This is a genomic window from Pseudoalteromonas sp. CF6-2, assembly GCF_021729425.1.
GTDB lineage: Bacteria > Pseudomonadota > Gammaproteobacteria > Enterobacterales > Alteromonadaceae > Pseudoalteromonas > Pseudoalteromonas arabiensis.
The window spans coordinates 1,003,329-1,016,800 of sequence record NZ_CP091442.1; the positions used below are offsets into that span (position 1 = coordinate 1,003,329).

Sequence of the window (13,472 nt, forward strand, 5' to 3'; positions counted from 1 at the left end):
TTACCATGAATTGTCGATTGAGTTTTTAAGTTATTGATAATATTTAAAATTAATCTTGGAACATACTGTGCATTGTATAGGTATATTCAAATTATAAAGAAGTGAAGTAAATGCCTGAAATACAAAAAGTTAGTTTGAAAATCCCTACTGTTTGGAATAGTGAAATCAAAGTTGATGGGAATAAAGTCGAAAGGTTGCTTTACCCAGAGATCAAAACTGAGGTTGACCTAGCTAGAACAGATACTGCTGGTGTGTTGATTGTTACTACTAATGTAGGTACTTATCTTAAGCGTTTTTTGCTGGTGAAAAGCAACAAATGTGATGTTAGTGCCTATCCTGACTTATCAGTTTTAAAGGTTAAGAAATCAGCCGATTTTAACTCTATCTCATCTAATACGCCGTTGAGTTGGTTAAGATCTCCAGCATATTTTACGCAAGAAATAACTACGGCTGATATCGCTAAGTCATGGATTAATAAATTCAGTTTCAAAGAAGAAGATCAAGAGTTACAAATACATGGCCTCAGAACGCCCCAAGTGGGAGCGCTTCATGCAATTTCTGCTGAGTTTTCAAAGAGTAACATTGAGCCAAGCACTGTAGTTTTGCCAACAGGTACGGGCAAAACCGAAACAATGCTATCTACAGCTATTTATCATAGGTGTAGAAAGGTATTGGTATTGGTTCCGTCAAATTCACTCAGGGATCAAATAGGTGAAAAGTTTAAAACGCTTGGATGCCTAAAAGAGCTGGGAGTCATCGAGAAGGATACCCTTTATCCAGCAGTGACAAAGATTAAGCATGGTATCAAGTCTAGCGATGACGCGAAAAATATTTTAGAAAATTCGAATGTCATTATCGCTACACCTCAAATTCTTAATTCCAAATTCTCTAAAGCTGGTGTTTTGGATACTTTATGTGAAGGCTGTGATTATTTGTTTGTCGATGAGGCTCATCACATCTCAGCTAAAAAATGGAATGAAATTAAAGAAAAGTTTGCTGGTAAACGTGTATTGCAATTTACAGCTACGCCATTTCGAAATGATACTGAAAGCCTTGGTGCCAAGATTATTTATAACTACACAATGGGAGAAGCGCAGAAAGCTGGCTATTTTACAAGTGTCCAATTAGAACCTGTAGAAGAGTACTTTCAGGAGCAGATGGATGAATCTATTGCTGATAAAGCTTTAGCTTTGCTTAAGAAGGATATTGGTGACGGTTTTGATCATTTGATGATGGCTAGGGTTCGCACTAAATCACGAGCGGAGGAAGTATATAAACTTTATAAACGCCTTGCTCCCGAATTGACCCCCATACTTGTTCACTCTGACTTGACAAAAACAGAACAAAACAAACGTTTAGACTTGTTAAAGGCTAAAACCTCAAAGCTTGTAGTATGTGTTGATATGCTTGGGGAAGGTTATGACCTTCCTAATTTAAAAGTAGCTGCAATTCATGATCACCATAAAAGTCTTGCTATCACATTACAGTTTATAGGTCGCTTTACGCGAGTGTCGAGCAAGGAAAAATTAGACGTTGCAAAGGTCGTCGTTAACATCGCTGATCCCGGTGTAGAGGGCGCACTTCAAAAACTTTATGCTTTAGGTGCTGATTGGGATGTAGTACTTAGGCGATTATCGGAAAATCAAATAGAGAGGGAAGTCCGCTTACAGGAAGTAGTTGACTCGTTAAAAGGTGAAGGTGATTTACATGATCAGTTATCACTTTGGAATTTACGACCATCTCATTCAGCTATGCTATTTAAAACCGATTGCGACAACTGGCAGCCAGAGAAATTTAAAGAGATAGATTTTGCTTGTAATGAACATTGGCATTCAATCTCAGTAGAAGAAAATATATTGGTGCTCCTCGCTGTCAAAAGTACGGCAGTAAAGTGGGGGCATTTCAAAGACATCAATGACATTAACTACAAAATATTAATCGCTCATTGGGATAGTGGTAGAGATGCGCTGTTCGTTTATTCTAATGACTACAAGAGCTTTAAGGTTGAAAAATTAGTTGAAAAGCTTTGTGGCGAATCATCATTCGTTATGTCTGGAAAGCAGATATTTAATGTTCTCAATAATATTGAATACCCTTTGGTTACCAATCTTGGCTCTGCACAGAATGGAGCTATTAGCTTCACACAGTTTTTCGGTCCAAACGTAACAGAGGGGCTGAGTGCAGTTGAAAAGTCTGCTTCTACTTTAAGTAACATAGCGGCTTTGGGATATGAGAATGGAGACAAAGTTTTGTGGGGATGCTCGGAGAGAAAAGGAAAAGTATGGTCTCCGCAAGCAGGAACGATTGCTGATTGGTTAGATTGGGTAAAAGATGCTTGGGATAAAGTAGCTAATGGAAGTACCGATGAAGCGAACATTACACGAGACTTCTTGCGTCCGACTAAGATAGAAAAGCCTCATAACTCTAAACCTATTTCTATTCAGTGGGGTGAACAACTTCAGCAGAGGTTTGAGGATGGAGTTAGGATCTATTTTGGTACTGTATTCCAATATTTGTATGAGATTGATTTAAAGGTAGATTGGGACGAATCAAACAATAATCCAAAACTAGTTTTCCAATCTGAACTATATTGCTCTGTTTACGAATTGATAATTGATGGAGATTTACCGAAAGGCTACGAATATAAGTTAATTGAAGGCGATGAAATAAAGATCCAAATTGGCAATTCAGAAGAAATGCCTCTGATGGAAGAAATGTTGAAAGACCCAATATTTATTTATTACGCAGATGGATCGTTTTCATATAATTGCTATTGGGTAGAGGTAAAAAATAACATTGGTGAGTTTGATAGAGAACATCTAACTCCCGTTAAGTGGACAGTAGATATTACAAATGAATCGATGGGGGCAAGTCAAAAAGCAGACAGTGTGCAGTATCAAACTTGGAAAACAATTGAGGATGAATTCGATATCATCATCAATGACGATGATAGTGGTGAGGCTGCTGATTTAGTTGCCCTTAGATCTCTACCAGACAAAATCATTTTAAGTTTGTATCACTGTAAATATTCGCACGGAGCAACCCCCGGAAGGCGTTTGAGTGATTTATATGAAGTATGTGGACAGGCTCAGCGCTCAGTCCGTTGGAAGCATGTTGGATTACCTTACGTTTATAAGCATATTAAAAAGCGGGAATCTGCTTGGAGAGGGAAAGGAAACAGTAGGTTTTTAAAAGGTAACATTGCAGCATTAGAAAACCTGAAAAATAGATCAAGAACAACACCCGTTGAGTTTCAGGTGACTATTGTGCAGCCCGGCGTACTTAAATCATCAGTAACTGAAGAAATGTTGAAGTTACTGGGCACTACGGAACTATTTATTAAAAAGACAACTATGGCAGAACTGCAAGTTTGGTGCTCTGGATAGCTTGATAACACAAAATAAGGATTATTTATGGAACTGACAAGACAGTCTAAAATTTGGGGTTATCACTATGATCGGTTTAAGCATAAAGAGCAAAGTTATGTAATTCAAAATCAAATATTAGCGGATTGTATTGGTATTGGAGCTGGTAGTTCACGATCTAAAGAAAGACCGATAGTAGGCTTTAACTATGGAAAAGATAACGGATATCAACTCTTAACGTACTTAACGGAATTGGCTCTAGGTTTTAGGAGATTACCGTGGTGCCAAGATAGGAATTACCGTAGAGGAATATACAATGAAGAAAAATATATCTATGAGATTTTAAAGCAACTCGATCCGAACACAATTGAACAGTTGGTGAGCGAGATAAAAACGATTTATGAACATACTCAAGCTGAATTAAGTAAAGTGGGTTTGAGTAAAGTAAAACTTGTTCGCCATATTGCAGCTAAAGACAACAACTATGCTCAAACAATTATGGGAATCAGAAGTTGCGCAGAATTACTAGGTAAAAACGACATAGAATTTGAAATGGATATATTAAACTCCTTTTCCTGTGAGGATGGAGCATATGGTCATTTATCGGATGTTCAAATCTATCATGAATTTGATGCCTCAGACGTTCTGTATTGTAGTAGCCTTCTCCACAGTGGTGAAAAAGACCGTATATTCATGGAAAGTGGTGAGTGGGTGGTAATCAATCGGTCAGCAAATGGGATCGTTAGTTTGCCAACTGACTCGGTGACATATGATAAAACTAAATGGTCAGATGGGCTTGAGCTAGAGTCGAACAAACGTAAGGCTCAGGAAATCCTTGAAGAACGCACGCCATTTCATATTAGGCAGGAGAGGGAGTTTGACATGAGATATGCATCTCTTGGAAAACACCCTAAATGGAAAAGAAAACTAGCTGAAATTTTACTTAAATGAAAAAGTAGAGTTTAGTTTTCGGATGATCAGATCAGTATGTCGCTGTTGTTTCAACAGCGCCCGCTGCACAGCGTCAACATCAATATCGTCATAATGTTGTTTCTCATGAGCTACATAGGTATCAACGTTAAGAGAATATCCATTCTTGATAACTATATCTTGTGTTACTAATTCAAGTTTTATTGATTGACTACTTTGGTTTCGATAGGCTGCGGCGATATCATCAATGGATGTCAAAGTGTGTATTCCAGCATCTGGGGTATAGCAATTTCTAGCGTCAATGAAGGTAATTTTGTTTGAGTTAGACCTTTTCTTATTAAGAATAATAGCGAATAAAGGAACTGTTCGAGCATCAAGCAGTTTAGGTGGAAGTTGAATAATAGCATCAATTTGATTGTTATCGACTAATTGTTTTCTAGAATGAAAGTCAGAATGCCTGCTTAGTGGTCCTTTGCCTGTGATAATAACGGCCTTACCAGAGTCATTTAGCGAATAAAGCATGTGATGAATTAACGCGTGCTCCCAAAAGCGAGACTTCAAAACAGCTTTAGGAATTCGGTTTTCTTCATAGTTTCCTTTTAGGGCTTTGCTGTTATCACCCCTAATATCTTCTATTTCGGAATAAATGCTTGGCTGAAGCAACGTAATTGCATAATGAAATTCACCTTTTTTGACATTAGTTGCTGGATCAAGAGCAAACGAGTTCATGGTGTTTAGTTCTGGAACTCCCGCTATAAGTAGTTGATGCCTGATATAACGTGAAGATTGATTCACGCTTTCAGTGGTTATAGATAAATTCTGGTTTTGTAGAGCAAAATCAACTATGGATTCTCCCGCTATTGCGTATGGATCATAAACACGGCTCTTGGGTTTTGGTTGCAATAGTTTTGTATATAACTTGGCGAAATTAAAAGGCAGTGCTTGATATGAAAAGTCCGCTGCAAAATGATCTGGTAAGTTCATTGCTTGAAGTCGTTGAAGAACTCTATCGTAAAGTGTGACTCTTTCTTTCCTCGATAATTTTTGAATGTTTGAGTTATCTCTCAATTGAAAAACTTCACTAAATACGAGCTTTTGAGAATTACTGTCAGTTAACTCTTCAAGTTCATTTAACAAGACTTTTAGAGCAGGGGGTAGCACCTTATTGGTTGAATACTTTCTAACAGTTGCCAAAAAATCTTGGTTCGACTTTTTATGTTCACATTCAGTTATTAAGTTATCAAAGTCTGGGGACTTTACTAATACACAAGTAAGAAGAGTAAGATACTGATCGCGTTCATGAATTGTATTTTTGGCAAACCCAACAAACTTGTAGGACTGAACGACTACAGATACAAGGCTTTCGATTATATCATTATTCATTTTAGTGAACTCCAGATAGCTTCTGAAAATTTCTCCAGCTCTTGTTCTCTTTGTTTTATAAGTAACTTTTGTAAATGCTTTTCTTTCTTAATACTGGTGTCTAAATCAACTAGCATCTGCTGGTGTTCAATTGGCAATTCAGTTGGCAATTTTAGTTCGAGAAGCATTTTTTTGGTAAGCGTACTCTGATAGCTGCCGCTGCTATTGATCGTAAACCAATTTTGAACAGACGTACTGTTTAAAAATACTTCTAAATACTCAGGCAATAGTTTTGAAGTGTCATTAACTGTGATAATCAAAAAGTGCTGATTAGCTACAACATTGTCGGGTAAGTTTTTCAACAGAAGTGCGGTTTTAGTGTGTCCTTTGGCAACGAGTAAAACCTCATTATCTTGCAATGTTTTTATTGTGCGAGTTGAATCGATATTGGTTCTAGTAATATTCGCCCAGTCTAATCCCGCAAGCGAGAGATCTTGAACATCTCTAAGCTGTATGACTTGATATTCACCCTTGTCACTGCTTTCTATTGCCTTACTAAAAGTCCAACCCGTCCTAACTTTTATTATTGATTTTTCTTCAGTCATCGACACGCACCTTTGATTAATATCTATATCTTATCACCATAAACTCACTTTTGCAGTGAGAATTTGACAAATCATTAAAATTGATCAAGAATTGATCTTGCATTAACTCACTGTGGGGGTGAGAGGTGTCAATAGGCGAAAACTTTACGCAGTTTTCATTTATATGGTTAATTAATATGGCAAGAGGAAAATCCACCAAAAACATTACTGTTGCAAAACGCAATAGAAGAATTGAACAATGGGAAGCGGCTAACGCAAAAGGTTCAAAGTACATCCCCTTTATTGATCCCAGAGATATTAAGTCGGAAGGGAGTAAAGGCCGAGTCCCTGACTATGAAAATAATGGTCAAGACAAACGTGTTCTCTCAAACAATGAGAGATTGTATGCTTATATTTTAATGTTTGATGACCGAATCCTATGGTCGAAAGAGCAATACCCGCTTTTACCTATTGAAAGATCCATAGCGATTGCTAAGCGGCTGAAGATCAGACATCCCAAATATCCCGGTACAAACGTAGATGCCGTTATGACATCCGATTTTTACTGTGGAAAATTTGATGGCAATGAAGTTGTTTACTCGATTAAAGATGATGAGAAAATTAAATCATTAACTGACCGCCAAAAAAAGAATCTAGAAAATAAAGAAAAGATCCAGAGAGCTTTCTGGGAATCGTTAGGGATTAAATATCACTTAATTCACAGCTCAACTTACAAAAAGTCGATCTTTGCAAGAAATTTGGTGAAGCTTGCCAAGAGTTTAAAAATTTCATTTGAGCTAGAGCTAATTCGAAAACGCTGGTTGAAATCATTTTCAATTAACCTAAGAAATACTCGTGAAAGACGACTAAGCTTTTTGCTCAACGCAACCTCAGAATCTATGGGGATTGAGTACCATCAAAGTGTTTCGTTATTCAATCATTGTCTTTGGCATAAATTGATAAAAGCAAATTTAAATATCCCGCTTAGATTTGAGAACTTGGTGTCTGACTTTGACATTCAGGTGGTTGCTCATGACTGAACTTACTCAAAATATAATGGTTAAAGATTTGCTTGTGCCTGAGCAAGGTTCTGAATTAACAGATGCTTCTATCGTTATCTTGATTGATTCCAAGGAAGATAAAGTATTTGTCATTGGCCTAAGTGACAATACTAAACCAAAAGCAATGCCTTATAGACTGCTGTTAGAAGAGCTAATTCAAGGGACGATTAGAAAGGGATCTTTTGAAAAAACAGAGTATTGGAAAAAAGTTGAGGAGTCACTTGATGATAAAGCTCGTACCAAGAGAGATTTAAAATTTGAGGTGATCAAACCGTTGGTTGAAAACTTAGACTTGTTTTTACGTAAGGGGAGTTATGGAAAAGGTTTGGTCAACAATTGTCTGGAGTTTGCGAAAGAAAATGGTTTAAAACAAACGACTAGATATCAAGTATATCAGTGGCTCTATCGTTATTTAAAGTGCAGAAGTAATAAAAACTGTTTTCTTAGAAAACCGGGAACAGGAAAAGGTAAGGATAAAAAGTACTCGAAAAAAACAGGGCCTAAGCGTGAAGAGGGGAATGTCTGTAACGGCAGGATGAGAGAGGAACTAGACAATAAACACATCAAGTCTATTATCCGAGAATTTTACGAATGTGATTCACCCATTCCTATCACCGAATGTTGGACTGAATATCACAATAAGTATCAATGTGACCCCGTATATGACCAGTTTACGGGGGAGTTTTTGAAATATGAGGAAAGAAAAGGTGAGCTATTTATAGGTAAATTTCAGTTCCTTGAATATGCATATAGTTTGACCAGTGATAATCGTCACCGAGTAATGAAAGCACAAGGTCTTTTTGATGAATATAACAAAAATATTAAAGGACTGAGTGGTGAAATTCACGAAATATTTGGTGATGCGCCGGGGGATTATCAGGTTGATGAAACTCCTTTAGCTATAGAGCTTGTTGATGAGTTTGACAGAAATAGAAGGTTAGGTAGGCCTACTTGTTACTCTGTAATTGATATGTTCTCTAGGGCGTGGGTGGGTTTGTTACTGACATTTGCGAAGCCATCGGCTCACACTGCAAGAGAAATAATTTTCATATCTTGTAGAAACAAAGAAGTATTCTGCAAAGAAATTGGTGTAAAGCTAAATGAACCTTGGTTGCCTGAGGGCAAGCCTGCAAGGATCATAGTAGATAATGCCGAGTTTGCTTCTTCTTTAACTGATGCTTTTAGCGCAGATGCAAATATCGAAGTGTTGTTTAACAAAGAAGGTAATTCACAGGAAAAAGGGCTAGTAGAGCGCAGACACAAAACCTTGGAAGAGTTTTTATTTGGGCGAATTCCGGGGGCGATTAGTAAAAAGTATGTAAAGAATTATCTAGCAAGAAGAGTCAGACGCAACGCTGTTCTCAACATAAGAGAGCTATATCAAATACTAATCGATTTTATAACGCGCTTTAATAAATTTTACCCGCTAAGTACGTTGCCTCTAAGTAAAGAGATGAAAGAAGACGGGGTAAAGAATATCCCTAATGAAAAATGGCTTTGGGGCTTAGTTCATAGGGCTGGTGACTTACAATCAGTGGATGAAGATGAACTATTTATGCAATTACTTGAAAGTGCTCAAGTAACGGTTAAGCGAGACGGTCTATTCCTACAGGGGCGATACATCAGAACCTTTAAAAAGCGCAGAACATCTCAGGGGTTGCAATACTCCTGCGACTGGGCCTTGAAGAACTTCTTATATGAGAAGGAAGTAGGTAAGACATACGACTGTAAGCTTATGCGTTATTCAATGAGTCGGATATGGATTGTTACTGACTTTGGTTTTCAGGAAGCCGTTTTACACCCCAATGATGCGAGTTTTGAATGGTGGAGTGCTGAGTGTATTCAAGACAAAAAGATCGAAGAAGCGATAGAAAAAGAAGTGCAAATGGATCAGTACCATCAAGAGCAGAGTAAAACAGTGGTAAATGCAAAGGCCAAAGTTAAAGATGCAAAAAAAGAGCAAGCCCAAATAACTGTTAATGCGGCAAATAGCCAAGACGTGTCATCTAATCGTTCACAGGCAATTGACAGAGAGATTGTAGGATCGCAAGAACAGTTAAATAAGTTTACTAACCAGAACTATCATGAGGATAAAGACATAGACGACAAATCTTCTTCGAAGCAAGTTCAGAACAATGAAAGTTTAACGAATAAAACGGCAAATCTATTTGCTAACAAAACAAAAATGAGTAAGCGGAGAAGAGGATAAAGATATGGCATACAAGATTGCAAAATATACACCGTCGGACAATCAAGACTACATAGGCAACCCATTTATTGAGTGTTTGCCGTTAAGGCTTAATCCTGATGATTTTTGGGAAAGAGTGCAAGACGAAGCTTATGCACCTGAAGATTTATCTAAATTTAGTACAGAGACCTTAGAAGGGATGGCGTCAAATATCATGGATTCCGTTTGTACTACTTCCATATATTATGACGTTTACTGTGATTTACTGTTGACCATTAAGGTTGGTTATAAAAACAGAAACCCTTTAAATGATGATGTTAAAAAGTGGCAACAAAAAATTGCGACAGTCAGTTATAAAAGGACTCGCACTACCGCACCATCTCTCAAATTCACTGGTTATTCAGGCTTAGGTAAAACGACTCTAGTTGATTCAGTTTTAGGTTTAATCGAGCCAGTTCTAATCCATCCTTCTGATGGTCCAATGAATGAACAAAGAGTTCAGATTGTATATCTTAAGGTTAATATTCCCGGTGATTCTAATACCAAAGATATTTGTCTGGATTTGTTTGAGCAAATTGATGGGATTCTAGGGTTGGAAGGGGAGGATAGCTATCACTCAATGTATCGTGACAAAACTAGAAGCACATGTATTAAAGGGTTGGTAACAGTTTGTACAACGCTTTTGGTTGGGATGATCATTTTTGATGAAATGCAAAATATATGTACCGCCGTTGCAAATGAGAAAAACCTAATTTTTAAGTTTTTCGACAAGCTGACTAACGAAGCCAAAGTTCCTACGTTAAAAATTGGTACTTCAAAAGCAAATAAACTTACTGACAGCGAGTTTTCAAATGCTAGACGTTTAGGTATTCCATACGATTGGAAAAATTATTCAATAGACGATACTGACTGGAATACATTAGTGAAATATGCGTGGAGTTATCAACTTTTGCCTGAGTTTGAGAAGTTAACAGTAAGATATGAAAAGAAAATTTATGAATTGACGAGAGGGATACCACATTGTTTATTTTTCCTCATTGAACAGGCTAATGTTTTAGGATTGAGAAGTGGTGAAGCTAAATTTTCATTGGACCTTTTAGATATCGTGTTTGAAAAGCGCTTTTCAATTATGAAAACAGGAATAATAGCGTTGAGGCATGGGAATGTTGCCGCATTCGATGATTTGATGAGTGCAGGTCAATATATTGATAAAGAAGTAGAAAAACTGGTTAAAAAGCTTATTAAAATTGGCGACAACATAAATTTAAGTAAGGCTGAAGCAAAGTCTCTTTATGAACACGTAGAAAAGTACTTGCCTGAATATAAACCTACCAAGGCAGAAGAAAAAATTCTGGATAAGCTATTCAAGAAGGCTGAGTTAGAAGCAACTGATTTAATCGAAGAAGATGGATATTTGAGGGTGCCAATATGAGTTTGGCCTCGTTAAATATCTTCCCAAATGAACACTATATGTCATGGTTTGTAAGGAATTCACAATTTCGTGCTTACCCTGAATTTAAGCATTACTTAACTAGCAATCAGATAAACTCTGAAACATTTAAAGCTTATGAAGTTATCCATCCTTCGGTTAACCATTTTTTACAGTGTTTTGGTCAAAGCGATAGCCTGTTAAGAGAGCATACTTTATTTCCTTTATGGCAAATATCTGTTGCTCATGAGCTTGATCATAAAGTGCTACTTAAAAATAGGTTTCTTGATTTACACCACAGTAACGGAGAAAAAACGTTATTTCAGTTTGACCGAAGTTGGCATAGTTGTCCGACATGTAGAAAGGAGGATATAGATAGTTTTGGTACTAGTTATTGGCATACACAGCATCAAATCCCAAGCGTGTATTCGTGTTACAAGCACAACACAATGTTAGAAAAGGCAAAGTATCCAGTTGTAGATTTGAAAACAGGGGTTCTGCCGCACCAAGTGAAAAAGTGGTGTAAGTTGCTAGAGGCGGAAACACCAGAGCTAGGTAAATGGCAAAACTTTTTATATTCCGTTCAAGAAAAATTGATGGAAAACTCGTTACCTTTTATTGAAATTAAAAATCGAATTACGACTGCTTTGGGCATGGATAGCATTTCGAATCATCAATGTAGTAAACACACTGATGAATTAACTCTTAAGTTTGAACGTGAGTTAAATATGGAATTGCTGGCCTATTTGTTTACCGATTATACGAGAGCTTCAAACAAAGGCACTCCCAAGGTAATAGGAAACTTGTATAGAGGGATCAACAATCCATACAAAATTAGATCTCCGATACACTGGATATTGCTTGGTTATTGGCTTTTTCCTGATGAACTAACAACTTAACAGGCGTAACCTCAAATGACGAACCAGCTATTTCCTGCTCCATTTCCAGATGAGACTGTTTATAGCTGGGTTTGTCGCTTCCATTTTTTTGCAGCCCATGCTGACTTTAAAAGAGATACATTAAGAAAATTAGGTATCAGGGACAATCGCCCAGCTAACGAATTTCCCCCTTACTTAAAAAAGTTATCCGAGCTATCTGGGGTGAGTTTGGATCAACTTATTTTTTGTTTCACTAACGCTCATTATTTTCAACCATTCATGGATCAAATCATGTACGGTGAGATTTGTGAAAAGCTTAAGAGAGGCGATACTTCAAGTTTACAGTGCCTCATTGGCGCTGTTGCCAACAGAATAACTCCCGGTCAATTACTAAAATATTGTCCACTTTGTGCCGAAAAAGATGCTCAACAGTTTGGGACTTCATACTGGCACAGAAGTCATCAGCTTGTGGGTGTTACCGCATGTGAAACACACGGTATACATTTACTAAGTGTTAAACGTAATACTAAAACACCACAATTGCCGCCTTTATCTGGATGCATTCATCCATCCTCCTTGCTTGAAATAAGGCTATGCAAGTTAATAAAAAGCGAGATATTTGATAATGATGCACAGTGGTCCAAAGTTGATACTTACCAAGCTTATTTTAATAGACTCGGTGAGATGGAATTATTAACTCAATCAGGGAGAATAAAGCAAAAGCAACTGAAGGAATATTTAATACAACACTTGGATGGTATGTCTGAATTTGACTATCCATACCCTCAGGTTTTCGATGCTGCATTGGATGGAAAACTGTCTGAAAGTATGTTCTACAGAACAGCTTGCAACCATCAACCAATAAAACACTTTGTTTTTATCTCTGCACTTTTTGATTCTTGGGATGACTTTAAGCAAAGTGCAAATATTGAAGAAATTAAAGAAGACTCTCCAGTTACCGAACAACAACACCATCTACAAAGTGTTAATTGGTACGAAGGGCTAAAAATGATTTCAGAAGGAAAAAGTTTAAGAACTACTGCCCTTTTTCTAGGAACAACAGTAAGCACCATAAAGATAAAAGCTCAGCAGAATAACTTAGCCATTGATTTAAGGCCATCAAAAATCACTGAACTCATTGAGAGAGCCATTTGGCGCAAGTTAGTTGTTGGTGTAAAAACACAGGATATAGCCGATGAGTTCAATGTGTCAGTAGGAGCAGTTGAGAAAGTTTTAACTAAACATGTTTGGCTTCCAGAGCTAAGAAAGCGCATCTGGTATTTTGAAAAGCAAAAGTTTCATGCGAAACGAATCTCGGATTTTATAGATGAACACCCAGACGCTACTCGTAATGATATTAGAAAAAAAGTCAAATCGAGCTATTATTGGCTGTATAAGCATGAAAAAGAGTTGTTGTACCAGCTACTTCCTGAACGAGTAAAAGCCATTTATTGGCCTAGAAAATCCAAGAAATAATTTTCTTATTTTTCAATTAGTTAAAATGTCTAAAATTTAAATACTATCTCGCTTAGAATAGGCTTTTAAAAAATATATAAAAATCAGTTGGTTAATTTTTTAAATGTCTATTTTTAAAATACTTAATCACAATTTGTGATAACGACAATTGAAGTTGGAAACTAACTAAGTATAGAAGGCGAACCAGAAATGGTTCGCC

9 protein-coding genes are annotated in these 13,472 nt (G+C 37.0%); 7 read left to right on the top strand and 2 right to left on the bottom strand.

Going from position 1 to position 13,472, the window contains the following annotated elements:
• The first annotated feature begins 110 nt into the window (after positions 1-110).
• On the top strand, positions 111-3,386 hold the full coding sequence (locus L3Q70_RS04665) for a DEAD/DEAH box helicase family protein (RefSeq protein WP_237114946.1): 3,276 nt from the start codon (positions 111-113) through the stop codon (positions 3,384-3,386).
• A gap of 27 nt (positions 3,387-3,413) precedes the next feature.
• Positions 3,414-4,316: a hypothetical protein gene (locus L3Q70_RS04670; protein WP_237114947.1), complete on the top strand. Its 903-nt coding sequence runs from the start codon at positions 3,414-3,416 to the stop codon at positions 4,314-4,316.
• Here the strand turns inward: L3Q70_RS04670 and L3Q70_RS04675 are convergent.
• Together L3Q70_RS04675 and L3Q70_RS04680 are read right to left on the bottom strand one after the other, a co-directional pair.
• Positions 4,305-5,678, bottom strand: a complete 1,374-nt coding sequence (locus L3Q70_RS04675; RefSeq protein WP_237114948.1) for an N-6 DNA methylase — start codon at positions 5,676-5,678, stop codon at positions 4,305-4,307. The genes L3Q70_RS04670 and L3Q70_RS04675 overlap by 12 nt on opposite strands.
• Positions 5,675-6,262, bottom strand: a complete 588-nt coding sequence (locus tag L3Q70_RS04680) for a restriction endonuclease subunit S (protein WP_237114949.1) — start codon at positions 6,260-6,262, stop codon at positions 5,675-5,677. The genes L3Q70_RS04675 and L3Q70_RS04680 overlap by 4 nt, the downstream gene beginning before the upstream one ends.
• Before the next feature lie 176 nt (positions 6,263-6,438).
• Between L3Q70_RS04680 and L3Q70_RS04685 the strand changes: the two genes are divergently transcribed.
• The 5 genes from L3Q70_RS04685 to L3Q70_RS04705 are packed head-to-tail and all read left to right on the top strand — an operon-like array spanning position 6,439 to position 13,273.
• Positions 6,439-7,281 carry a TnsA endonuclease N-terminal domain-containing protein gene (locus L3Q70_RS04685; protein WP_237114950.1) on the top strand — a complete coding sequence of 281 codons (843 nt, stop codon included), beginning with the start codon at positions 6,439-6,441 and terminating at the stop codon, positions 7,279-7,281.
• Entirely contained in the window at positions 7,274-9,511 is a 2,238-nt protein-coding gene (locus L3Q70_RS04690) for a transposase (RefSeq protein WP_237114951.1), read from the top strand. The genes L3Q70_RS04685 and L3Q70_RS04690 overlap by 8 nt, the downstream gene beginning before the upstream one ends.
• A 4-nt stretch (positions 9,512-9,515) precedes the next feature.
• On the top strand, positions 9,516-10,922 hold the full coding sequence (locus L3Q70_RS04695; RefSeq protein ID WP_237114952.1) for an ATP-binding protein: 1,407 nt from the start codon (positions 9,516-9,518) through the stop codon (positions 10,920-10,922).
• Positions 10,919-11,818 (top strand): TniQ family protein, encoded by a 900-nt coding sequence (locus L3Q70_RS04700; RefSeq protein WP_237114953.1) that lies wholly within the window; start codon positions 10,919-10,921, stop codon positions 11,816-11,818. The genes L3Q70_RS04695 and L3Q70_RS04700 overlap by 4 nt, the downstream gene beginning before the upstream one ends.
• Before the next feature lie 15 nt (positions 11,819-11,833).
• A complete protein-coding gene (locus L3Q70_RS04705) occupies positions 11,834-13,273 on the top strand; it encodes a TnsD family Tn7-like transposition protein (RefSeq protein ID WP_237114954.1) in 1,440 nt (479 codons plus the stop codon).
• Positions 13,274-13,472: the final 199 nt, after the last annotated feature.